The sequence below is a fragment of the Pseudomonas sp. SW-3 genome (assembly GCF_016615645.1).
In the GTDB taxonomy this organism is placed as follows: domain Bacteria; phylum Pseudomonadota; class Gammaproteobacteria; order Pseudomonadales; family Pseudomonadaceae; genus Aquipseudomonas; species Aquipseudomonas mandelii.
The window spans coordinates 6,469,017-6,491,814 of sequence record NZ_CP067098.1 but is presented as its reverse complement, the minus strand read 5'-3'; the positions used below and the strand labels follow the sequence as shown (position 1 = coordinate 6,491,814).

Sequence of the window (22,798 nt, the reverse complement as noted above, 5' to 3'; positions counted from 1 at the left end):
CTTTAGATAGAGCGATTTAGTACAAAAATTTCACCACTTTCGTTATATCGTAACGAACTGCGATGTGGCCAATGATAAGCACTGGGGTGGTATGCAAGTCGATCTCGAAGTCGATGGAACGCAGGTAGCCGGGCTGCCGCGCTTTCAGCAGGCGGTTTTTCAAGGGCGGCGATTGCGTCAGTTCGCCATCGGCCTGAGTGCCTTGGCGGCGGTCGGGTTGGTGTTGGCGTTTTTTGTCGGGCTGTTTGCGCCGTTGTCGCTGTGGGCCCCGTTGCTGGTGAATCAGAGCGCCGGTTTGCTGGTGCTGATTGCCGGCCTGCAATCGGCATGGTGGGTGACTCAGTGGCGCGGGCAAGCGATGAATCCGCCGCTGCCAGAAGTTGTTTCGGATGAAACCGTTGCCCCCGATGGCTGGTATGAGCGACTGCTGGAGCGGCTCGGTCAGCGCTGGGTGCGCTTGCTCGGGCAGATCGGCGCACCGACCCTATGGCTCGCCGGTTGGGCACTGTTGGCGATCTACAGCATCAGCCAGTTCTGGAGCCTCGCGTTGGCGCCCGCAGCGTTGGGATTATCGGCAAGCGTCGGTGCCGTGCTGTCGTTGTTGCTGGCCTTCGGTTTGCTGGTGCTTGAGCGTCAGCTCGCCCAGGAAAACATCGCCCAATGGCCAGAAGCGGGGCAGTTGGCGCAACTGAGCCGGGTGGCGATCATTTGCCTGGTGCTCAGCGCGTTGTGTTTGTTGTTTGGCAGCGAAACTTCGGTCTGGCCAGTACGCCTTGCCGTGTTGATCGGGTTGCTGCCGGGACTGGTCGCGGCCGAGTTGCTGCTACGCGCCATGTTGTCGTTGTTCAGTCCTCGCCGTGAACACTTTGAACCGACGTTGCTGGCACGAAGTGTTGTCGCCGACATGCTGCGCTGGCCGCCACAACCGTTGCTGGCGTTGCAGCACGAACTGCATAACCGCTTCGGTATCGACTTGCGGCAGATCTGGGCCTTCACCTATATGCGTCGGGCGTTTTTACCGGTGATGGCGGTGGTGGCGATTGTCGGGTGGTCGCTCACCGGCGTTCACGAAATACCCCTGCAAGGGCGGGGCATCTACGAACGTTTCGGCAAACCGGTGGAAGTGTTCGGTCCGGGTTTGCACGCCGGTTTACCGTGGCCGCTGGGTCGGGTGTTGAGCGTTGAAAACGGCGTGGTTCACGAGTTGGCAACAAGCGTTGGCGAAACATCGGTGCCGGTCGTCCTGGAGCCTGCAGAAGGCCCGGCGCCGGCGATTGCCAATCGCTTGTGGGACGCCAGCCATGTGAACGATAAATCCCAGGTGATCGCCAGCAGCCGTGCCGACAAGCAGAGCTTTCAGATCGTTAACATGGACGTGCGTTTTGTGTACCGCATCGGTCTGACCGATCAAGCGGCGTTGGCTGCGACGTACAACAGCGCCGATGTACCAACGCTGATTCGCAGCACTGCCAGCCGGATTCTGGTTCACGACTTTGCCTCGCGGACCCTCGACGGTTTGCTTGGCGAGGACAGGGTAGGGCTGGCCGAGGAGATCGGCCGCGCCGTGCAATCTGATCTGCAGAAGCTCGACAGCGGTGTGGAAATTCTCGCCACCGTGGTGGAGGCGATCCATCCGCCGGCCGGTGCAGCCAACGCTTATCACGGCGTTCAGGCGGCGCAGATTGGTGCCCAGGCATTGATCTCGCGTGAGCGCGGGGCAGCAGCGCAAGCGACCAATCAAGCGCAGTTGCAGGCCAGCATCGCTCGCGATCAGGCGAGCGCCAGCGCACATGAAATCAACTCCGCCGCGCAGGCGGCTGATCTGAAATTCACCGCCGAACAAAAAGCCTATGCCAGTGCCGGCCAAGCGTTCTTGCTGGAGCAGTATTTCAGCCAACTGACCCAGGGTCTGGCCAACGCCAAATTGCTGGTGCTCGATCATCGTCTGGGCGGCACCAGCAATGCACCGACCATCGACCTACGTACCTTCACGCTGCCGGCCGATCCTGCGTCGCCGCGCAACAGCGCTCAGCCAGGAGCTACCCATTGAGCCAGTCGCACTCTCACGATCATGACGACCACGCCGGCCACGATCACGGACATGGCGGACATCACCACGGTCACCACCATCATCACGGTGATTCACAGGAAGCCGGTCCATTCCCGTGGCGGCGCATGGGGTGGGCGGCGTTGCTCGTGGCATTCGCCATCGCGGCAGCGAGTCTGGTGCAGGTTCGCTCGGGGGAGGCCACGGTGATTACTCGCTTCGGTAATCCGTCGCGGGTGTTGCTGGAGCCGGGTCTCGGCTGGCGCTGGCCGGCACCGTTTGAAGCGGCCATTCCGGTCGACTTACGGCTGCGCACCACCTCCAGCGGTTTGCAGGATGTGGGCACGCGCGACGGATTGCGCATCATTGTTCAGGCCTACGTGGCGTGGCAGGTTCAGGGCGACCCGGACAATGTGCAGCGCTTTATGCGCGCCGTGCAGAATCAGCCGGACGAAGCGGCGCGGCAGATTCGCACGTTTGTGGGGTCGGCACTGGAAACCACCGCGAGCAGTTTCGACCTGGCCAACCTGGTCAACACCGACGCCAATCAGGTGCACATTGCCGACTTCGAAGCGCAGTTGCGTAAACAGATCGATCAGCAGTTGCTGACCACGTATGGCGTTCGCGTGCTGCAAGTGGGCATCGAGCGTTTGACCCTGCCGTCGGTGACGCTCACCGCCACTGTCGATCGCATGCGCGCCGAGCGTGAAACAATTGCCACCGAGCGCACCGCCATCGGCAAGCGTGAAGCCGCGCAAATCCGGTCCGCGGCTGAACGAGATGCGCGCATCGTGCAAGCTGATGCGACGGTGAAAGCTGCCGATATCGAAGCCCAATCCCGCGTCGAAGCCGCGCAGATTTACGGCCGTGCCTACGCCGGTTCGCCACAGCTTTACAACTTGCTGCGCTCCCTCGATACATTGGGCACGATCGTCACCCCGGACACCAAGCTGATATTGCGCACTGATGCTGCACCTTTCCGGGTGCTGGTTGACGGTCCACCGACCCTCGATAACAAGTCCGGGTCACAGCCATGAATTTAGTTCCACGTGGAACACATGAGTTAAGCAGCCCCTGGATTCAGGCTGGGCGATTGGCTTTTTTGGCGCTTTACGGCGTGACCGTTCTGGCTGCGTTAGCGTGGGCATTCTCCAATGTGCGGCAGATTGATCCTCAGAATCGGGCGGTGGTCCTGCACTTCGGCGCGCTGGATCGCATCCAGAATGCCGGTTTGCTATTGGCCTGGCCGCGCCCGTTTGAGCAAGTGATTTTGTTGCCGGCAGCTGATCGGGTGATCGAACGTCGGGTGGAGAATCTGCTTCGTAGCGATGCCGCGTTGCAGGCCGATCGGGTGGCGTCTTTCGCGACACCGCTGAGCGATACGCTCGCTGGATCGGGCTATCTGCTGACCGGTGACGCGGGCGTGGTGCAGCTGGATGTGCGGGTTTTCTACAAGGTCACCGAACCTTATGCCTTCGTGCTTCAAGGTGAACATGTGTTGCCGGCACTCGATCGGCTGGTCACCCGCAGCGCCGTTGCCCTGACGGCCGCGCGAGACCTGGACACCATTTTGGTGGCGCGACCGGAACTGATCGGTAGCGACAATCAGGCGGCAGAACGTCGCGAACGTCTGCGCGGTGATTTGGTGCAGGGCATCAATCAGCGTCTGGCCGAACTGACCGCGACGGGACAGGGCCTGGGTATCGAAGTGGCGCGAGTCGACGTGCAATCGAGTCTGCCCGGCCCAGCGGTGAACGCTTTCAATGCGGTGCTGACCGCCAGCCAGCAAGCGGACAAAACCGTCGCCAATGCGAGCACCGAGGCCGAGAAACTGACCCAGACCGCCAATGAACAAGGCGACCGGACACTGCAAGTCGCCCACGCCCAGGCGAGCGAACGGCTGGCCAAAGCTTCGGCTGATACGGCCACGGTGTTGAGCCTGGCCCAAGCGCAACAACAGGGCACTGACCCGCAAATGTTGCTGCGTATCTACCGCGAGCGGATGCCGAAGATTCTCGGCCAGGCCGGCTCAGTAACGACGGTCAATCCGAAAGATGATTCCCGCCTGATCATTCAGGGAGCAGCGCAATGACCACCTCAACCGCCGCCGCACCCAGCCTGTTGTCCTCGGCTGAACAACGCAGCGCTGCACGCCAATTGACCTTGGCCATGCTTGCCCTTGGCTTGCTCAGCCTCGGGTTGATCTGGCGCTGGCTGTCACCGGAGCAGACGGGCGTCAGTCAATTGCTGTTGGGTTTTGCATCGTTGCTGGTGGCCGTGCCAGTGATGCGTTCGGCGTGGTACAGCCTGCGATATCCAAGCTTGCACGGGATCACCGATCAGCTGATTGCCCTCGCCATGCTCGGTGCCTGGGCGACGGGTGATCTGCTGACTGCTGCGTTGCTGCCGATCATCATGATCTTCGGCCACGTGCTGGAAGAGCGCAGCGTGATCGGTTCCCAGGAAGCGATTCGTGCGCTCGGCAAACTGACCCGCAGTCACGCTCGCAAGGTTCAGGCTGACGGAGCCATCGTCGAAGTCGACAACGGCACCCTTAAAACCGGCGACATTGTCGAGGTACGTGCGGGCGACCGAGTGCCGGCCGATGGTCGGGTGTTGTCCGGTCAGGCAAGCCTCGACACGGCATCAATCACCGGTGAGTCGGTGCCGATCGAGGCGGGTGTCGGCATGCAGGTCTTTGGCGGCGCGATCAATCTCGACGGTTTGCTGCGCCTCGAAGTGACACGCACCGGCAACGAATCGACCCTCGGTAAAGTCATCGCCCTGATGCAAAGCGCCGAGCGTTCGAAGCCGCCGATCACCCGTTTGCTTGAGCGTTACGCTGGCAGTTACATGGTGCTGGTATTGCTGTTGGCCGCGGTGACCTGGTTTGTCACCAATGATGCCCAGGCGATGCTCGCGGTGCTGGTGGCGGCGTGTCCTTGCGCGTTGGTGTTATCGGCGCCGGCCACGGCGATTGCCGGCGTGGCGGTGGCGGCGCGGCATGGGATTCTGATTCGCAGCTCGGCGTTCCTGGAAGAGTTGGCGGACCTCACGTCGCTGGTGGTCGACAAGACCGGAACCCTGACGTTTGGCACCTTGCGCTTGCAGTCCATCGACAGCCCGCTGGAGGACCGCAGTCACGTGCTTAAACTCGCTGCGAGCCTCGGCTCGGCCAGCAGTCATCCGGTGAGCCGTGCGCTCGCCGGGTTGGTCACTCAGGAACATTTTCTGCTGCTGTCGGACATCCACGAGCGCCAGGGCCTGGGCGTGGTCGCGATGACGGAGCAGGGCGAAGCAGCGCTCGGCCGTCCAGAGCTATTCGCGCAACTGGGCATCGCCACTTCGGCGGTTCCCGAACACGATGGCCCGATTGCCGGGCTGGCACTCAACGGTGAATTCCTGGCCTGGCTGTTGCTGGCAGACAGCGTCAAACCTGAGGCGCGTTTTGCCTTGAGTGAATTGCGTGAACTGGGTTTGGGTCGCCAGTTGTTACTTACGGGCGATCGGCACAGCGTCGCGCACACGCTGGCACGGGATGTCGGCATCACCGATGTTGAATCGCAGGCACTGCCTGAGGACAAACTCAACCGGGTGCTGACGGAAATCGGCAACGGCTTCCGGCCGATGGTGGTGGGGGATGGCATCAACGATTCGCTGGCACTCAAGGCCGGCGTCGTGGGGGTGGCCATGGGCGCGGGGGGCGCGGACATCGCGCTGGCGTCGGCGGACATTGTGTTGATCGGCAGCGACCTGCGCCGTCTCGGCACCTGTGTCCGGTTGAGTCGCCAATGTCGGCAGACCTTGCAGGTCAACGTGATCATCGGTCTGGGCTGGACCCTGGCGATTGTCGCGTTTGCGGCATTCGGCTGGCTCGGTGCTGCGGGGGCGATGATTGCAGCGTTGCTGCATAACCTCAGTACGTTGTTGGTGCTCGGTAATGCGGGGCGTCTGCTGCGCTTTCAGGAGCCTTTGCTGAAAATCAAAGACGAGGCTTGAACGCCTCTAACCCAGGGCTATGAGGGCAAAACCGAGTTTTTAGAACTGTGCATCAAATTTGTAGTCATCTAGGGTAAGGACCATCTGCTTTTGTGGACGCACGACGGCTGGTTTAAGCGCCGCGAGTTATAGAAAAACGCTATTAAATCGATAGCCAGCTATTTTTCTAGGATGGTCTACCCTCACATCAGACGTCTGAAACAAGGGGGACTTTCCATGCTCGCGCAACTTCCACCGGCCTTACAGAATCTGCAGTTACCGCTACGCCTGCGACTCTGGGACGGCCATGAATTCAACCTGGGGCCGACGCCCAGCGTCACTATTGTGGTCAAGGACCCACAAATGGTTACCCAGTTCACTCACCCCAGCCTGGACGCGCTCGGAGCGGCGTTTGTCGAAGGCAAGCTGGAACTCGAAGGCTCCATCAGCGACGTGATCCGCGTTTGTGATGAATGGAGTCAGGCGTTGTTGAGCGAGGACGACGACAGTCAGCCTGTGCGCACGGTCCACGACAAGGAAACCGACGCGAAGGCGATTTCCTACCACTACGACCTTTCCAATGCGTTTTATCAGCTGTGGCTCGACAGCGACATGGCGTATTCCTGCGCCTATTTCGAGACCGGCAGCGAAACGCTGGAGCAAGCCCAGCAAGCCAAGTTCCGCCACCTGTGCCGCAAGCTGCGGCTGCAACCGGGTGAATACCTGCTGGATGTCGGTTGCGGTTGGGGAGGGCTGGCCCGTTTCGCGGCCCGCGAGTTTGGCGCGAAAGTGTTCGGGATTACCCTGAGTAAAGAGCAACTGGCCCTGGCCCGTGAAAGAGTGACCGCCGAAGGCCTGGACGATCTGGTTGAACTGCAACTGCTCGACTACCGCGATCTGCCTCAGGACGGGCGCTTCGATAAGGTGGTCAGCGTCGGCATGTTCGAACACGTCGGCCACGCCAACCTGGCCGAGTACTGCAAGACCTTGTTCGGCGCAGTGAAAGAGGGCGGCCTGGTAATGAACCACGGGATCACCGCCAAGCACACGGATGGCCGACCTGTAGGGCGCGGTGCCGGGGATTTCATCGAGAAATATGTGTTCCCCAACGGCGAGTTGCCGCACCTGTCGATGATCTCCGCCGAGATCAGCGAAGCGGGGCTGGAGATCGTCGATGTCGAGAGCCTGCGCCTTCACTACGCGCGCACCCTGGACCATTGGAGCGAACGCCTGGAGGACAATCTGGAAGCGGCTTCAAAACTGGTTCCGGAACAGGCGCTGCGGATCTGGCGGTTGTACCTGGCGGGATGCGCTTACGCGTTCGCCAGAGGCTGGATCAACCTGCACCAGATCCTCGCGGTGAAAGCCCACGCCGATGGCAGCCATGAACTGCCTTGGACGCGAGACGACATCTACCTTTAGAGAATCGGTGAAATAAGCCGGGCGATCCGCATGCCGACCTGTTGCAGGCGGCGGGTCTCCCGGCTTTCTTCTTTGGCGATCTCGTGGGCCTGGGCGAAGTCATCATTGAGCATCTGTTCCACCTCGGCGGCAAACGCGCTGTCGACGGTCAGTAACATCACTTCGAAATTGAGCCGGAATGAGCGGTTATCCAGGTTGGCGCTGCCAATGGCGCTGATTTCACTGTCGATCAACACCACCTTCTGATGCAGGAAACCCGGCGCGTACCGAAACACGCGCACGCCTGCGCGCACGGCTTCGAAAGCATAAAGGCTTGAGGCCGCGTAAACGATTCGGTGGTCCGGTCGTGAGGGCAGAAGCAGCCGCACATCCACGCCTCGAAGAGCGGCCAGTCTCAACGCAGCGAACACGGCTTCGTCGGGGATGAAGTAGGGGCTGGTGATCCACACCCTTTCTGTTGCCGCATGGATGGCTTCGACGAAGAACAATGAACAGGTTTCGTAGGAATCGGCCGGGCCGCTGGCGAGTAATTGGCAGAGCACACCGTCGTCCGGATACACGTCCGGCAGGATCAGTGGTGGCAATGATCGCGCCGCCCAGAACCAGTCTTCGGCAAACGATTCCTGCATGCAGGCCACCACCGGCCCGCATACGCGCACGTGGGTATCGCGCCAGGGCGCCAGCGGCGGTTTCTCGCCCATGTATTCGTCGCCAACGTTATGCCCGCCGACGAAGCCCAGAATCCCGTCGACCACGACGATCTTGCGGTGATTGCGGAAGTTGACCTGGAAGCGGTTAAGCCAGCCGCTGCGGGTGGCGAAGGCTTTGACCTCGACGCCGGCATCGCGCAACGGCTGCACGTAACTGTGGGGCAGGGAATGGCTGCCGATGCGGTCGTACAGCAAGTGTATGGCCACGCCTTCTGCGGCTTTCTTGAGCAGCAGGGTTTGCAGGCGCTGGCCGAGGCGGTCGTCGTGGATGATGAAGAATTGAATCAGCACCGCTTCCTTCGCGTTGTCGATGGCTTCGAAAATTGCGTCGAAGGTGGCTTGGCCGTTGATCAGCAAGCGCACTTCGTTGTTCGCCAGGCACGGCATGCGCCCCAGTTTCGGCATCGCCCGCAGGGACGCGTAGGCGTTGGAGGCGCGTGCGGTCAGCGCCTCTTCTACCCAGGGGCGCCAGTTGAGCTCTGAGATCGCCTTGCGCATTTCCTCGTTGGCCTGGCGCCGCGCCTTGATGTAGCCATCGAAGGTGCTGCGGCCAAAGACCAGATACGGAATAAGCGTGAGGTAAGGCATGAAGATCAACGACAGGGCCCAGGCGATAGCGCCCTGGGCGGTCCGGACGGTGAGTACGGCGTGGATGGCTGCGATCAGGCCCAACGTATGGAGCAGTGCAATCATGTAGCCGAAAATGTGCGGTCCAAAGTAATCCATGGGGCAGCCTTGCTCCTGAAGATTCAATGCTTAACAGACCATGTTCCGTGCAGAATGTCGCTATTTAATTGGCCCATGAACTGAAGCCTGTGGCTGACGTCTAACGGCCACTACTGATCAGGAGTTACTCGATGAACGTTCGTCTGCTGGGTTTGGCCGTGGCTTTAGGTTTAGCAGTTCCCCTGGCCGCTCAGGCGCAGATGCTGCAGCCAGGTTTGTGGGAGTTGACCACGAGCAACATGAAGGTCGATGACCAGAACCTGCCGGACTTGCAGCTGATCCTCGGCCAGTTGCAGGGCCAGATGACTCCGCAACAGCGTGCGCAGCTGGAGAAGCAGGGCATCACCATGGGCGGAAAGGGGATTCGGGCGTGCCTGACGCCGGAGCAAGTGAAGTCAGACAATATCCCGCTGACGGACCCGCAATCGGGCTGCAAACAGGAAATCACTGACCGCAGCGGTAATCAGTGGAAATTCCGTTTCAGCTGTCCGAAAGCGCAGGGCGCGGGGGTCGCCACTTTCCTCAGTGATCGTGAGTTCACCACCAAGGTCAACGGCACGTTTAATGCGACCGGCCTTCAGCAGAAGGGTAGCCTCGATACTCGCGCCGTGTGGTTGGGTCAGGATTGCGGGACGGTCAAGCCGAGGGCTTAAAAGCTTCGCGGGCAAGCCTCGCTCCTACAGGGTCGATGCAGATCCTGTGGGAGCGAGGCTTGCCCGCGAAGGGGCCGGCTCAGACTCTCGCAATGCCAATTGACCTCAACCACTCACACACCGCATCAACCGCCATCCTGCCGAAATCCTCTCCGGTGCGGCTGCGCACACTGACAAACCCGCCGGCTTTTTCTTTCTCACCGATCACCACCAGATACGGCACTTGCTGACTGTGCTCGCGGATCTTGTGGCGGACTTTCTCGTTGCGCAGATCAGCACGAGCGCGCACGCCACCCCGGCGCAACGCCTCGGTCACCGACTGTGCGTAATCCGCCTGACGCTCGTCCATGCTGACAATGATCACGTGCAGCGGCGCCCGCCAGTCATCCAGTTCCTGTTGGCTGGGCCAGCACGTTCCATAAATCCGTTGTGGCGCGGTGCCGCTGATGTGATCGAGCGCGAATGCCTGCAACACCCGGGTTGCGGGAACATGCGGCCCCACTGACAGACACTCGAAGTCCCCAAGGAGATAGGGCAATGACTTTTCCGGGGGCGTCGATCCGGTTGGCGGCTTTCTGCGCCGGATCGAATGGTTGGTTGCAGCCAGGGTCCTCATGCGCGCTTCGATACCGGCAAGGTCGACCAGGTGTAACAGACGCTCAAACGCAAACTCGTAGAAGAAGCCATCACCCATCGCCGATCCGATCTGTAATTGCGCTTTTGGATAGAGTTGCTTGATGGCCACCGCCAGCATCAATGCGCAGGAGCGTCGCAAGATCTCCAACCCATCGGGTTCCTGAGGCGTGACGATGCCGACCCGGGCATCGGCCTCGATCATGAACTCACAGTCCACCAGAACACCGTCCACCCGACCAGCCACGGCCGCTCTGGCCAGCCCGGCACCGATGCTCGCGGCGAATTCATACACCGACAACGGCTGGTCGTATTCACGCAATGAACCATCGCTCAGGGTGATGTGAATCATGTCGGTGCTCTCGAGTGCAATTAACGCGCGTTAGCGCATAAACCGTAGGGGTAAACCCTGGCAGTTGTCATTAAGACGTTTGTCGTGCCAGGCGATTTGCCCCGATACGATCGTGGTGCTGACGCTGTGGCGAAAACGCTGGCGAGCGAAGGGTGTCCAGCCGCATTGCGACAAGACCGGCTGCCTGGAAACGGCCACGCCCTCTGGCTCGGCTTTGATCAGAACGAGGTCGGCCCAGTAGCCTTCGCGCAGATAGCCACGGTCGGGAATGGCAAACAGATCAGCCACGCGATGACTGGTCTTGGCCACGAGGGCAGTTATCGGCAGTACTTCGTCGATCACCAGTTCCATTAACGCGGGCAGGGCGTGTTGCACCAATGGCAATCCGGACGGGGCCTGGTGGTAGGGCCGTTGTTTTTCCGCCCAGGTGTGCGGCGCGTGATCGCTGCCGATGACGTCCAGCCGATTGCTCATCAGGGCTTGGCGCAGGGCATCACGATCGGCCTGAGTCTTGATCGCCGGATTGCATTTGATCAGGTTGCCGAGACTCGGGTAGTCGCGATCATCGAACAGCAAATGATGCAGGCAGACTTCGGCGCTAATGCGCTTGTGTGTCAGCGGTTTGTCTTCGAACAATGCCAGTTCACGCGCGGTGGTCAAATGCAAAACGTGCAGGCGGGTGCCGTGTCGCCTGGCCAGGTCCACGGCCATTGAGGACGAACGAAAGCACGCTTCGGCATCGCGAATCTGCGGGTGCACCGAGGCGGGAATGTGCTCCCCTAAACGCTCGAGCACTTTTGCAGCATTGGCTTCGATGCTGGGTGTGTGTTCGCAATGGGCCAGCAGAAGGGTCGGCACCTCGGCGAACAATCGTTCGAGCGTCTGCGGATCGTCCACCAGCATGTTGCCGGTAGAGGCGCCCATGAACACTTTCACACCGGCTACTTCACAGGGATTGAGCGCCGCCACGGTGTCGAGGTTGTCGTTGCTCACGCCGAAGTGAAAGCCGTAGTTGGCGACGGAGTTGATCGCTGCTCGACGCTTCTTGTCATCGAGTGCCGCGAGGGTCAGGGTTGCCGGATTTGTATTGGGCATGTCCATGAAACTGGTGATACCGCCCGCCACGGCCGCCCGCGATTCGGTGTAAAAGCTACCCTTGTCCGGTGCCCCGGGATCTCGGAAATGCACCTGGTCATCGATCATTCCAGGCACTAGCCACTGTCCTTGTGCATCGATTTCGACGTGGGCATTTTCTCCGTGGATACTGCCCGCGATCTTCACGATCCTGCCGTTGCTCACCAGCAGGTCGCCATCGAATTCCCGACCTTCGTTCACCAATCTGGCATTGCGAATCAGCACGCTGCTCATGGTTAAAACTCGTTCTGCAGGGCTTTGTAGCCGCGCACCAGGTCGACGTTGGTGCGCGCCACGTCCTCGGAAAATTCCGAGGCACTGACGCTCACCGGTGGGAACTGCGACAGGTCGGTGTTGGGGCCGATACGGGTGGTGGAGGGCACGTAGAAGTCTTCGGGCAAGTCACGACCGTCGACCACCGAGTTGTGCCGCACCACGCAGCCATCGCCGACCGCGCAGTTGAACAGTACGCTGTTGAAACCGATGAACACTCGATCGCCAACCGTGCAAGGGCCATGAACGATGGAGCGGTGAGCGATTGAACTGAACTCGCCAATGGTCACCGCCGCGCCGGACTTGGAGTGGATCACCACACCATCCTGAATGTTCGAGTTGGCGCCGATAGTGATGGGCTCCATCTCGCCTGACGCGTCCACTTCGTCAGCCCGAATGACGGCGTAGGGGCCGACGAAGACGTTCTCGCCAATCACCACCTTGCCGCAGATGATCGCAGTTTTATCCACATAGGCGGATTCCGCAATCAGTGGCAAATCGCCTGAGGGGTTCTTTCGGATCATGGCTTGCTCAATGCGTCGTAGAGGGTGTTGAGGTTGTATTCGAACAGGCCGGCAAAGGTACTCGCCGGACCGCTTGCGGCGAGCGCATCGGAGTACAACGTGCCACCGATGTGCGCGCCGCTTTCGTCGGCAATCTGCTTGAGCAGACGGGCATCCTTGATGTTTTCCATGAACACCGCTTTGACCTTGGCCTGACGAATCTGGGTGATCAGTGCAGCGACTTCCGCGGCTGAAGGTTCGCGTTCCGTAGACAAGCCTTGCGGCGCCATGAAGTCGATGCCGTAGGCCTGACCCAGATAACCGAACGCATCGTGAGAGGTGACGATCTTGCGATTGCCCGGCGGTAGCGAACCGAGCTTGGCCTTGGCTTGGGCGAGCAGTGCGTAGATCTGTTTCAGGTAGGCTTGGCTGTTGCGTTCGTAGTCGGCGGTATTCGCCGGGTCGGCGGCGATCAGCGCCTTGGTGATGTTGCTGATGTAAAGCTCGGTGTTGGCCAGGTTGTGCCAGGCGTGAGGGTCGGGCACGGTCTCGCCGTCTTCATCCAGGGAGCGCGGGATGACGCCGTGGCTCGCACTGATGACGGGGGCCTTGGTCTCGGTGCTGGTCACCAGGCGGTCCAGCCATGGCTCGAAACCCAAACCGTTTTTGATGATGAGTCTGGCCTTGAGCAAGGCTTTGGCATCGTCCGGAGTCGGCTCGTAGGTGTGGGCATCGGCGTCAGGACCGACCATGTTGGTGATCTGGATATGGTCGCCGCCGACCTGATGGGTCATGTCGGCAAGGATGCTGAAACTGGTGACCACCTGAAGTTTTTCCGCCGCAGACAACGACATCGACAGCATCAGACTGAACAGCACGAGTAAAGCGCGCATCGGAAAGAACCTCATTGGGATGTGAGCAAAGGTGGGCGGCGCAGCAAACCGTGCACCGGACCGAACACCACGGACAGCGCATACAAACCGCCCGCTACCAGCACGATCGCCGGGCCGCTGGGCAGCGAGTAATAGAACGACAGCAATAAGCCGAGCCATACCGAGAGGCAGCCGAGCAGGGCGGCAATCGCAATCAACATGGGTAAACGGCGACTCCAGAACCGCGACGCGGCGGCCGGCAACATCATTAAACCGACCACCATCAAGGCACCGATGGCCTGGAAGCCGATCACCAGGTTCAGTACCACCAGGGTCAGGAATACGCCGTGAGCCAGCGGGCCAAGACGGCTGACGGTTTGCAGGAAAAGCGGGTCGAGGGTGTCCAGCAGCAAGGGGCGGTAGATCAGCGCCATGGCGATCAGGCTGAACCCGGAGACCCACAGCATGCCGGTCAGCGTCGGCCCATCGACCGCCAGCGCGGAGCCGAACAGCAGGTGAAGCAGGTCCAGGCGTTTGCCGGCAATGCCAAGGATCAGCACGCCGCTGGCGAGGGAAATCGGATAGATCGCGGCGAGGCTCGCGTCTTCGCGCAACCCCGTTCGGCGGGTGATCCATGCGGCGAGTCCGGCCATGCTCAGGCCTGCACCAAGTCCGCCGATGGTCAGTGCCGGGAGGCTCAAGCCGGCGAACCAGAAACCGAGCGCTGCACCCGGCAGGATGCCGTGAGCTACCGCGTCGCCGATCAGGCTCATCCGGCGAAGGATCAGAAACACACCCAACGGCGCGGTGCTGCAAGCCAAGACCAATCCGCCAAAGAGTGCCCGGCGCATGAATACAAACTCGTGGAACGGTTGCCAAAGCTGAGCGGCAGCGAGCATCAGTCCACCTTCACTTGCTGTGGTTGGCGGATCAGTTCGGTACTGGGTCCGAGGATGCAGCCGCTGCTTTTGATCAGCAGGCTTTGAGGAATGTGTTGGCGAACGGCGGCGAGGTCATGACACACGACCACCAGGGTTCGACCTTCGGCGTGCCAGTTATGAAGGTGTTTCCAGAGCAGCGATTGGCCCAGCTCATCGAGCGCGGCGTGGGGTTCATCGAGTAACAGCAAAGGCGCTTCGGCAAGACTCAAGCGAGCGAGCAGGGCGCGCTGCAATTCTCCTCCGGAAAGGGCCATCAACGGGCGCTGTTCCAATCCCGTCAGGCACCAGTCTTCCAGCACGGCTTTGATACGTTGGTGGCGTATCTCTGGCGATTGCTTGCTGCCCCAGAAACCAGCGGCTACCAACTCCTGAAGGCTGATGGGGAATTGCCTGTCCAGGTGTTGCTGTTGAGGGAGGAAGGAAAGCGAGCCCTTGCGTGGAATAGCGAGGCTGACTTTTCCGGCCAAGGGTTTTTGCAGCCCCGCGATGACTTTCAGCAGACTGCTTTTACCCGAGCCATTGGCGCCGATCACGGCAGTCAGACTGCCTTCGGGCAATTCAAAATCCACAGGGGGCGTAAGCGGTTGACCGGGCGCCCCCCAGCGCAATGCCTGACAACGGATCATGCGGTTACCCAGTTCCATCGGCTTTCGGCAACGGCATCGTGGGCATGAAGGCTTTCGGCGTGGACGACGCGTATGTGGAAAGCGTTGATACCGGGAGAGCGTTTCAAGGCCAGATTCAATCGGCGAGCGGCGTCCTCGCAGAACATCAGGTTTTGCCCATTGGCCAGGGCGAAGGCTTGTTCATCGGCACGCTTCACCGCGGTTTGTACGGCAGTGCCGAGTGCCGCTTCGGCGTCATTGATGAGTGCAATCAGCGGCAGGTCATCCAGATAGTCGTCCAGCCGCAGCTGTAAACGTGCGTTGCTGCGTTGGCTGTGCGGTGTCGCAACGATGCCTTTGGTAGAACCAAGCCACGCCAATACATCAGCGTGTTGCAGCGACTTGTTGGCGAAATCGTCGACGAATTGTTGCTGAATCAACTGCCGGGCAAGTGCGGCTGAACACGGACAGGTCGAGGAGTATGGAACATCGATTTTTAGTTCCACGTGGAACATCGCGTTTTTCAAATGCGCTTCGATGCTCACTGGATAGGTTTTCCAGCCGGCCAGCGGACTGATCAACGCCGGCCTTTTGAGCAGTAAATCCGCATCAATTTTTAAGTAAGCGCCGTGGGACAGCCCTTCATGACTGTCGAGAAAACGTTGAAGAACTCGCCGCAATAGGGCGGGCGTCAGGTTTTCCTGCTCAAGTGCTTCCAGCGCTAAATACAGCCGGGACATGTGAATACCGCGCGCTTCTCCATCATCGAGGCTCACGCCGGCGTCCACCTTTGCGCTAAGCCGTTGGCCATCGAACAACACAGGAAGAGCGATGCCGCACATGCCCACCCAGTCGAGTGGCAGGGCTTGGCGGGAAGCCTGCGCGGCGATATCCGGCAGAGTCAGCGCATTCATGAGCAGGTCCGTCGTAGGAGTGGGGTTCCATATGTTATGTTATTACATTGAAATCGACCATGCCTTTTTCACGAGCGGCTTCCAACATGCACCGACGTCACTTGCTCAACTGGATGCTGGCCTGCGCGGCCTTCGCGTTGCCCTTTGGTGTTTCGGCCACGCAGATTCGCAACGCGCGGCTCTGGCGATCGGATGACAAGCTGCGTCTGGTGTTCGATTTGAGCGGGCCGGTGCAGTACAAAACCTTCTCGCTAAGCACTCCCGAGCGGCTGATTGTTGACCTGCGTGGTGCCAGCCTCAGCGGTGACTTCAGCCAACTGGCGCTTGGCAATACGGTCATTCGTTCGATCCGGTCCGGGCGTTTTGGTCAGGTCGATACGCGGATCGTCCTCGACCTCAGCGGCCCGGTTCAGCTCAACAGCTTTCTGCTGCCGCCGCAGGATGGCCAAGGCGACCGGCTGGTCCTCGATCTGAAGCCATCAGCGCCGCTCAACATCGCCGAGGCGACCCAGGCGAGGGGCGACAAGGCTCACCCCAGGCGCGACATCATCGTGGTGGTCGACCCCGGTCACGGCGGCAAAGACCCCGGTGCAGTGGGCGCCAAAGGGGAGCGAGAGAAAGACGTCGTCCTGTCCATCGCCCAGCTATTGGCCAAGCGGTTGAAACGCGAGAAGGGCTTCGACGTGAAGTTGGTGCGCAACGACGACTTCTTCGTTCCGCTGCGTAAACGTGTCGAGATTGCCCGCAAGCACAACGCCGATATCTTCATCTCGGTGCATGCGGACGCGGCGCCGCGTCTCACCGCTTCAGGCGCGTCGGTGTATTGCTTGTCGGAGGGCGGCGCCACCTCGGCCACGGCGCGTTTCATGGCGCAGCGGGAGAACGGCGCGGACTTGTTGGGCGCCACCAGTCTGCTCAATCTCAAGGACAAGGACCCAATGCTCGCCGGGGTGATTCTCGACATGTCGATGAATGCCACTATCGCCGCGAGCTTGCAGCTGGGCAGCACCGTGCTCGGCAGTCTGGCGGCCATCACCTCGCTGCATCAGAAGCGTGTGGAACAAGCGGGATTCGCGGTGCTGAAGTCGCCGGACGTGCCATCGATCCTGGTGGAAACCGGCTTCATTTCCAACGCTCGCGATAGTCAGCGACTGGTAACCGCCCGCCATCAGCAGGCTGTGGCTGATGGATTATTCGAAGGATTGCAGCGCTATTTTCAGAAGAACCCGCCGCTCGACAGCTACATCGCCTGGCAACAGCAACAGAAAAAAGCGCAGGCCTAGCAGCCGCTGATCCTGCTACAGGTGAACCTGGCGCTACTGCCGCCCGAGCTGGAGAAACGGTTGATCGTAGTCCAGCCGACTCGCCGGTTGTAACCGACCCAGGCTTCGCCGTCGGAGGCGATGCCGGTGAAAAACGTGAGCTGACCGTAACGGCTGTTGGTCTGCGCCCAATAGCGTTTGCCTACCCTTTCGAAACCGCGCAAGTAGATCGTGCTGCCAACGGTGTTGACGCTATAGGCATTGCCATCGGCATCCACGCAGGCGAGCAAATTGGCGCTTCGGGTGCATGTGGCCAGGTTCGGGATCTGAGCCCGGGCGTCTATGGCGAGCAACAGCGAAAAGGTAACCAGCGCTGATTTCAGGGCAATGCGCATGGGAATTCTCACGGCGTGGGCGGGTTTCAACATCGTACCCTTTATCGTGAAGGGCAAGAGCAGACTGGCTTGATTGCATTGTTATACTATAACATTGAAATCAGCCCGACACTGCGATCGGGCATCTCTGTGAGGAAATCCTGATGCCCAATCGTCTCCCCGTGACCGTCCTGTCCGGCTTTCTCGGCGCCGGTAAAAGCACGCTGCTCAATTACGTGTTGCGTAATCGCGAGAACCTGCGAGTCGCGGTAATCGTCAACGATATGAGCGAGATCAACATCGATGGCAGCGAAGTCCAGCGCGACGTCAGCCTGAACCGCGCCGAAGAAAAACTCGTGGAGATGAGCAATGGCTGCATTTGCTGCACCTTGCGCGAAGACCTGCTCGAAGAAGTCAGCAAGCTCGCCAGGGATGGGCGTTTCGATTACCTGTTGATCGAATCCACCGGCATCTCCGAGCCGTTGCCCGTGGCCGAAACGTTCACTTTCCGTGATGAAGAGGGGCAGAGCCTGGCCGACATCGCGCGGCTCGACACCATGGTCACGGTGGTCGATGGCATGAACTTCCTGCTCGACTATCAGGCGGCCGAAAGCCTCGCTTCCCGTGGTGAAACATTGGGCGAGGAGGACGAGCGCTCGATCACCGACCTGCTGATCGAGCAGATCGAATTCGCCGACGTGATCCTCATCAGCAAGATCGATTTGATCAGCCGCCACGAACGTGAGGAGCTGATCGCGATTCTTGAACGCCTCAACGCTCAGGCGCACATCATCCCGATGGTCATGGGTGAAGTCCCCCTGAAGGAAATCCTCAACACCGGGCGTTTCGACTTTGAAAAGGCGGCTCAAGCGCCAGGCTGGCTGCAGGAGTTACGCGGCGAACACGTGCCGGAAACCGAGGAGTACGGCATCGCCTCGACGGCTTACCGAGCTCGCCGACCGTTTCATCCGCAACGTTTTTTCAGCTTCATCGATCGACCGTGGGTGAACGGCAAACTGTTGCGCTCCAAAGGCTTTTTCTGGCTGGCCAGCAAGCATATGGACGCGGGTAGCTGGTCCCAGGCCGGTGGCTTGATGCGCCATGGTTTCGCCGGGCGCTGGTGGCGCTTCGTGCCGAAAACCCAGTGGCCGCAGGACGAAGAAAGCACGGCCGGGATCATGGAAAACTGGACGGCAGACACCGGCGATTGCCGTCAGGAGTTGGTGTTTATCGGTCAGAACATCGACTTTGCGCAACTCACCGCCGAACTCGACAATTGCCTGCTGAGCGATGATGAAATGGCCTTGGGTATCGAAGGCTGGCGTTTGCTGTCAGATCCGTTCGGCCCTTGGGACGAAGAGGTTGCCGCCTGATGCTGGCGCTCAGTCTGAAGCTGCGGCCGGTCGTTCATCAGGTTCAAGGTGAAACGCCGCAAACCCTGACCCGAATTCTTGAAGACGGGGTAAATCTGGCGATCTGGCAGCGCCAGCTCCCGGCGCACATCAGTGATTTCGGGTGCTTGTTGCTGTCCCTGAACGAGCCACTGGCCGAGTCGCTGGTCCTGGAGTTACCCAACGAAGACACCGAGCCCGATCTGCATGAATTGGCATCCGGTTTCCGCGATCTCGAAGGCTATGCCGGTTTCATTGCCGACGTGTCCTGGCTGGTCAGCGCATTCGCTTGTCTGTTGGGCGCCAAGCGCATCGGCCTGCGTGTGCGCGTTCTGGACAAGGCCATGTGCCCGCGTTTTCACGTCGATCATGTGCCGGTGCGGTTAATCACGACGTATTCCGGAGCGGGCAGTCAGTGGCTGAAAGAAGGGGTGATGGATCGCCGGCAACTGGGCCAGCCTGGTGCCGAGCCCACGCAGCATTCGCTGATCGAGCAGATCGTCAGCGGTGAAGTGGCACTGCTGAAAGGCGAGAAATGGCACGGCAACGAAGGATTCGGTCTGATCCACCGTTCGCCGCAACTCGCGTCGGGCGAACGCCGTTTGATCCTGACCCTGGATTGGCTGGCCTAAGGCTTGAGCCAGTTGCCCTGGCTCTGGCCTTCGCAAAACGGCTTCAGATACGCCGCATCGGTGGCTACGCCGTAATAGTGAATATCCTGTCGGTAAGGCATATTGGCGACTTGGGCGTTGCTGCACACGCCGAACGCGCCCGTGGGACATTGGTCGACGTATTGCACGTCGACGTTCTGCCCGGGAAGGTTCGGCTGGCAGAATCCGTCGGCGAAGAGCTTTTGCGGGATGTTGCGGTTCTGCTGGCAGACTTTCACGTCAAGTCGTTCGGCTGTGCTATGTACCACGCAAGCCTGGGCCAGCGCCTCACCGGAACAGAGCGCCAACAGCAACGACAATTCCATCAACCGCATCCATTACCTCCTCAGAAAACATCGACCATGTTGCAGAACATTCCCACTCACGTCATTGCCGGCCCATTGGGCGCGGGCAAGACCAGTTTGATCAAGCACCTGCTGGCGCAGCGGCCAGCGAGCGAGCGCTGGGCGGTGCTGATCAATGAGTTCGGCCAGATCGGCCTCGATGCCGCGCTGCTGACCCGGGACGCCGATGGTATCGCACTGGGGGAAGTGGCCGGGGGCTGTTTGTGTTGCGTGAACGGTGCGCCGTTTCAGATCGGCCTCGGGCGGTTGCTGCGCAAGGCGCGGCCGGATCGGCTGTTCATCGAGCCATCAGGGTTGGGCCACCCGGCGCAGTTGCTCAAGCAATTGAGTGAAGCGCCGTGGCAAGGCGTACTGGCGGTACAACCTTGTGTACTGGTTTTGGATGCCCAGGCGCTCGCCGCTGGCAAACCATTGCCCGAGGCGCAACAGGAGGCGTTGAGCAGTGCCGGTTTGTTGGTGCTGAACAAGGCGGAAGGTCTCGACGTCAATGATCGCCAGCGAATCGCCGCGCAGCTGCCTGCTCGTCCTTTGTACTGGACGCAGCAAGCGCGCCTGCCGTTGAACGAATTACCGGGCCTTGGCGTTCAGGCGGAGGCGGGTGTGGATAACTTTATCGTGCCCAAGGGATTGGCGCAGATGCCGGCCATATGGACCGATCCTGCGCTGCCGATTTGCTTGAGTCAGGCGCAGGACGGCGGCTGGAGCGTCGGTTGGCGGTGGCATCCGACTCAGACCTTCGATGCGGCTCGCGTTGGCCAGTGGCTTGAAAGCTTTGCCTGGCGACGGGCGAAGCTGGTTATCCACAGCGTCGACGGTTGGGTATCAGCGAATGCGCTGGATAACTCGCCGTTGGAATGGCAACAGAGCGAATGGCGCCAGGATTCGAGGATCGAATTGATTTTCGGTGAGCCGCAGGAAGTGGCTTCACTGCAAAAAGCGTTGGCCGACTGTCGGACCGGTTAAGGACGCCACTTGGTGTGTTCTTGCCGCCACTGGCTCAGCTCGATCACTTCCGCGCGAGGCTTCTCCACGTCGACCACAGCAGGCGTGTCGTCGAACGGCATTGGGTAAGGCGCCAGTTCGATTTGCGCACTGTGGGCGCCGAACTGGGTGATGGTGCCGTTGTGGCGGGTTTCGCCGGTCACGGTGAACTCGAAGTTATACACACGAGCCAGGCGCCGCCGGTCGTTGGCGTCTTTGATGAACGCGATCTTTTTCAGCGCCACGTTACCGTCCAGCAACTCGATCCCGAGCTTGGTGCAATGCAGCTTGACCCTTTCCAGCGCGCGCTCGCGCAAGCCGTGGTTGTGCCACAGCCATGCGCCGCCAGTGGCGAGCAGCATCAGCACGAAGATATTTCCGAGGGTCAGCATCAGCAAATTGCTCCAACAAGATAGTGCCAGCTTAACTGCGTCGCCGGTCTGTCGTACAGGCCGTGTTTCGTCGCATACTGCGCGGCTCGAATTTCAATCGTTTTACGGAACTCACCGCATGAAACGTACGCCCCATCTGCTCGCCATCCAGTCCCACGTGGTGTTCGGCCACGCTGGCAACAGCGCCGCGGTTTTCCCGATGCAGCGGGTCGGGGTGAATGTCTGGCCACTCAACACCGTGCAGTTCTCCAACCACACCCAATACGGCCAGTGGACCGGTGAGGTGCTGGCACCGCACCAGATCCCCGATCTGGTTGAAGGGATCGCGGCGATTGGCGAGCTGGGCAATTGCGATGCGGTGCTGTCCGGGTATCTCGGCAGTGCGGCTCAGGGCCGGGCGATCCTGACGGGTGTGGCGCGGATCAAGTCGATGAACCCCAAGGCGCTGTATTTGTGCGACCCGGTAATGGGCCATCCGGAGAAGGGCTGCAGCGTGCCGGCCGAAGTCAGCGATTTCCTGCTGGAAGAGGCGGCTTCGGTGGCGGACTTCATGTGCCCGAACCAATTGGAGCTGGACAGTTTCTCGGGGCGCAAGCCGCAGTCGCTGTTCGATTGCCTGGCGATGGCACGCGCCCTGTTGGCGCGCGGACCGAAGGCGGTGTTGGTCAAGCATCTGGACTATCCCGGAAAGCCGGCGGATGGCTTCGAGATGTTGTTGGTAACGGCTGACGGCAGCTGGCACCTGCGTCGTCCGTTGCTGGCGTTTCCGCGTCAGCCGGTGGGTGTTGGTGACTTGACGTCGGGGCTGTTCCTGGCGCGTGTGCTGTTAGGCGACAGCCTGTTGGCGGCCTTCGAGTTCACGGCGGCGGCGGTGCATGAAGTGCTGCTGGAAACCCAGGCGTGTGCCAGCTATGAGCTGGAACTGGTGCGGGCGCAGGACCGGATTGCGCATCCGCGGGTGAAGTTCGAAGCGACTGCCATCAGCCTTTAAAAGCTTCGCGGGCAAGACTTGCCCGCGAAAGCGATCTAAACCCCGAACACGTCAGGCATCGCCCTTGATTTCCTGATACCGCTTTTCCAGTTCCTGACGAATCTGCCGGCGTTGCTGAGCCTGCATGAAGCGGCGCTTGTCTTCGCTGTTCTGCGGTTGCAGCGGCGGTACGGCAGCCGGTTTGCGGTCGTCATCCACTGCCACCATGGTGAAGAAGCAGCTGTTGGTGTGGCGAACCGAGCGCTCACGGATGTTTTCGGTCACCACCTTGATGCCCACTTCCATGGAAGTGTTGCCGGTGTAATTGACCGAGGCCAGGAAGGTCACCAGTTCACCGACATGAATCGGCTCGCGGAAAATCACCTGGTCCACCGACAAGGTCACCACGTAGCGACCGGCGTAACGGCTGGCGCAGGCGTAGGCCACTTCGTCGAGGTATTTGAGCAGGGTACCGCCGTGAACATTGCCAGAGAAGTTGGCCATGTCAGGGGTCATCAATACCGTCATCGACAGCTGGGCGTTTCCGGGTTCCATAGCGTTCTCACGGGTCAAGGCAGAATGGCGGAGGGCGGCACCTCTGCGGGTGCCTGGTCGGTTTTTTTCAAACCACAGTTATCGGGACGCCGGGC

23 protein-coding genes are annotated in these 22,798 nt (G+C 60.4%); 11 read left to right on the top strand and 12 right to left on the bottom strand.

The window, feature by feature from the left end:
* Positions 1 to 91 precede the first annotated feature (91 nt).
* From hflK (JIO00_RS29470) to cfaB, 5 genes are all read left to right on the top strand, one after another.
* Positions 92 to 2,050: a protease modulator HflK gene (hflK, locus tag JIO00_RS29470; RefSeq protein ID WP_200667332.1), complete on the top strand. Its 1,959-nt coding sequence runs from the start codon at positions 92 to 94 to the stop codon at positions 2,048 to 2,050.
* Positions 2,047 to 3,084: a protease modulator HflC gene (gene hflC / locus JIO00_RS29465; RefSeq protein ID WP_010465405.1), complete on the top strand. Its 1,038-nt coding sequence runs from the start codon at positions 2,047 to 2,049 to the stop codon at positions 3,082 to 3,084. Before hflK (JIO00_RS29470) ends, hflC begins: the two co-directional genes overlap by 4 nt.
* Complete coding sequence (hflK, locus tag JIO00_RS29460; protein ID WP_200667331.1) at positions 3,081 to 4,139, top strand: protease modulator HflK; 1,059 nt, start codon at positions 3,081 to 3,083, stop codon at positions 4,137 to 4,139. Before hflC ends, hflK (JIO00_RS29460) begins: the two co-directional genes overlap by 4 nt.
* Entirely contained in the window at positions 4,136 to 6,046 is a 1,911-nt protein-coding gene (locus JIO00_RS29455; protein WP_200667330.1) for a cation-translocating P-type ATPase, read from the top strand. Before hflK (JIO00_RS29460) ends, JIO00_RS29455 begins: the two co-directional genes overlap by 4 nt.
* A 216-nt stretch (positions 6,047 to 6,262) precedes the next feature.
* Positions 6,263 to 7,447 (top strand): C17 cyclopropane fatty acid synthase CfaB, encoded by a 1,185-nt coding sequence (cfaB, locus tag JIO00_RS29450; RefSeq protein ID WP_077748522.1) that lies wholly within the window; start codon positions 6,263 to 6,265, stop codon positions 7,445 to 7,447.
* Here the strand turns inward: cfaB and cls are convergent.
* A complete protein-coding gene (gene cls, locus JIO00_RS29445) occupies positions 7,444 to 8,883 on the bottom strand; it encodes a cardiolipin synthase (protein ID WP_010465398.1) in 1,440 nt (479 codons plus the stop codon). The genes cfaB and cls overlap by 4 nt on opposite strands.
* A 131-nt stretch (positions 8,884 to 9,014) precedes the next feature.
* Here cls and JIO00_RS29440 point away from each other — a divergent pair, with 131 nt between their 5' ends.
* Positions 9,015 to 9,536: a DUF3617 domain-containing protein gene (locus JIO00_RS29440; protein WP_010465397.1), complete on the top strand. Its 522-nt coding sequence runs from the start codon at positions 9,015 to 9,017 to the stop codon at positions 9,534 to 9,536.
* 79 nt (positions 9,537 to 9,615) lie between these two features.
* Here JIO00_RS29440 and JIO00_RS29435 read toward each other — a convergent pair whose 3' ends face one another.
* From JIO00_RS29435 to folE2, 7 genes are read right to left on the bottom strand one after another with little or no spacing between them, the layout of a single operon-like run.
* A complete protein-coding gene (locus JIO00_RS29435; RefSeq protein WP_077748524.1) occupies positions 9,616 to 10,521 on the bottom strand; it encodes a His/Gly/Thr/Pro-type tRNA ligase C-terminal domain-containing protein in 906 nt (301 codons plus the stop codon).
* Positions 10,522 to 10,551: 30 nt separating this feature from the next.
* Positions 10,552 to 11,889, bottom strand: a complete 1,338-nt coding sequence (locus JIO00_RS29430) for a dihydroorotase (protein ID WP_200667329.1) — start codon at positions 11,887 to 11,889, stop codon at positions 10,552 to 10,554.
* A gap of 2 nt (positions 11,890 to 11,891) precedes the next feature.
* On the bottom strand, positions 11,892 to 12,452 hold the full coding sequence (locus JIO00_RS29425; RefSeq protein ID WP_077748526.1) for a gamma carbonic anhydrase family protein: 561 nt from the start codon (positions 12,450 to 12,452) through the stop codon (positions 11,892 to 11,894).
* Entirely contained in the window at positions 12,449 to 13,324 is an 876-nt protein-coding gene (locus JIO00_RS29420) for a metal ABC transporter substrate-binding protein (protein ID WP_154912721.1), read from the bottom strand. The genes JIO00_RS29425 and JIO00_RS29420 overlap by 4 nt, the downstream gene beginning before the upstream one ends.
* Positions 13,325 to 13,335: 11 nt before the next feature.
* Positions 13,336 to 14,202: a metal ABC transporter permease gene (locus JIO00_RS29415; protein ID WP_200667328.1), complete on the bottom strand. Its 867-nt coding sequence runs from the start codon at positions 14,200 to 14,202 to the stop codon at positions 13,336 to 13,338.
* Positions 14,202 to 14,870 carry a metal ABC transporter ATP-binding protein gene (locus tag JIO00_RS29410; RefSeq protein ID WP_200667327.1) on the bottom strand — a complete coding sequence of 223 codons (669 nt, stop codon included), beginning with the start codon at positions 14,868 to 14,870 and terminating at the stop codon, positions 14,202 to 14,204. The genes JIO00_RS29415 and JIO00_RS29410 overlap by 1 nt, the downstream gene beginning before the upstream one ends.
* Positions 14,867 to 15,763 carry a GTP cyclohydrolase FolE2 gene (folE2, locus tag JIO00_RS29405; protein WP_200667326.1) on the bottom strand — a complete coding sequence of 299 codons (897 nt, stop codon included), beginning with the start codon at positions 15,761 to 15,763 and terminating at the stop codon, positions 14,867 to 14,869. Before folE2 ends, JIO00_RS29410 begins: the two co-directional genes overlap by 4 nt.
* A gap of 86 nt (positions 15,764 to 15,849) precedes the next feature.
* Here folE2 and JIO00_RS29400 point away from each other — a divergent pair, with 86 nt between their 5' ends.
* Positions 15,850 to 17,046 (top strand): N-acetylmuramoyl-L-alanine amidase, encoded by a 1,197-nt coding sequence (locus JIO00_RS29400; protein ID WP_200667324.1) that lies wholly within the window; start codon positions 15,850 to 15,852, stop codon positions 17,044 to 17,046.
* Here JIO00_RS29400 and JIO00_RS29395 read toward each other — a convergent pair.
* Positions 17,043 to 17,420 carry a hypothetical protein gene (locus tag JIO00_RS29395; RefSeq protein ID WP_010465388.1) on the bottom strand — a complete coding sequence of 126 codons (378 nt, stop codon included), beginning with the start codon at positions 17,418 to 17,420 and terminating at the stop codon, positions 17,043 to 17,045. The two genes, JIO00_RS29400 and JIO00_RS29395, sit on opposite strands and share 4 nt — an antisense overlap.
* Before the next feature lie 143 nt (positions 17,421 to 17,563).
* Between JIO00_RS29395 and zigA the strand changes: the two genes are divergently transcribed.
* Entirely contained in the window at positions 17,564 to 18,772 is a 1,209-nt protein-coding gene (gene zigA / locus JIO00_RS29390; RefSeq protein ID WP_200667322.1) for a zinc metallochaperone GTPase ZigA, read from the top strand.
* Positions 18,772 to 19,422, top strand: coding sequence for a DUF1826 domain-containing protein (locus JIO00_RS29385; protein WP_200667320.1), 651 nt, complete (start codon positions 18,772 to 18,774; stop codon positions 19,420 to 19,422). The genes zigA and JIO00_RS29385 overlap by 1 nt, the downstream gene beginning before the upstream one ends.
* Here JIO00_RS29385 and JIO00_RS29380 read toward each other — a convergent pair.
* Positions 19,419 to 19,775 (bottom strand): NADH:ubiquinone oxidoreductase, encoded by a 357-nt coding sequence (locus tag JIO00_RS29380; protein WP_172791950.1) that lies wholly within the window; start codon positions 19,773 to 19,775, stop codon positions 19,419 to 19,421. The genes JIO00_RS29385 and JIO00_RS29380 overlap by 4 nt on opposite strands.
* A gap of 27 nt (positions 19,776 to 19,802) precedes the next feature.
* On the opposite strand from JIO00_RS29380, the gene JIO00_RS29375 reads away from it, so the two are divergent.
* Positions 19,803 to 20,768, top strand: a complete 966-nt coding sequence (locus tag JIO00_RS29375; protein WP_083375427.1) for a CobW family GTP-binding protein — start codon at positions 19,803 to 19,805, stop codon at positions 20,766 to 20,768.
* Here JIO00_RS29375 and JIO00_RS29370 read toward each other — a convergent pair.
* Positions 20,765 to 21,178 (bottom strand): DUF3301 domain-containing protein, encoded by a 414-nt coding sequence (locus JIO00_RS29370; RefSeq protein WP_010465383.1) that lies wholly within the window; start codon positions 21,176 to 21,178, stop codon positions 20,765 to 20,767. The genes JIO00_RS29375 and JIO00_RS29370 overlap by 4 nt on opposite strands.
* 118 nt (positions 21,179 to 21,296) lie before the next feature.
* Between JIO00_RS29370 and pdxY the strand changes: the two genes are divergently transcribed.
* Positions 21,297 to 22,169 (top strand): pyridoxal kinase PdxY, encoded by an 873-nt coding sequence (pdxY, locus tag JIO00_RS29365; protein WP_200667318.1) that lies wholly within the window; start codon positions 21,297 to 21,299, stop codon positions 22,167 to 22,169.
* A 51-nt stretch (positions 22,170 to 22,220) separates the two neighbouring features.
* Here the strand turns inward: pdxY and JIO00_RS29360 are convergent, their stop codons facing one another.
* A complete protein-coding gene (locus JIO00_RS29360; RefSeq protein WP_010465381.1) occupies positions 22,221 to 22,703 on the bottom strand; it encodes an acyl-CoA thioesterase in 483 nt (160 codons plus the stop codon).
* Positions 22,704 to 22,798 lie beyond the last annotated feature (95 nt).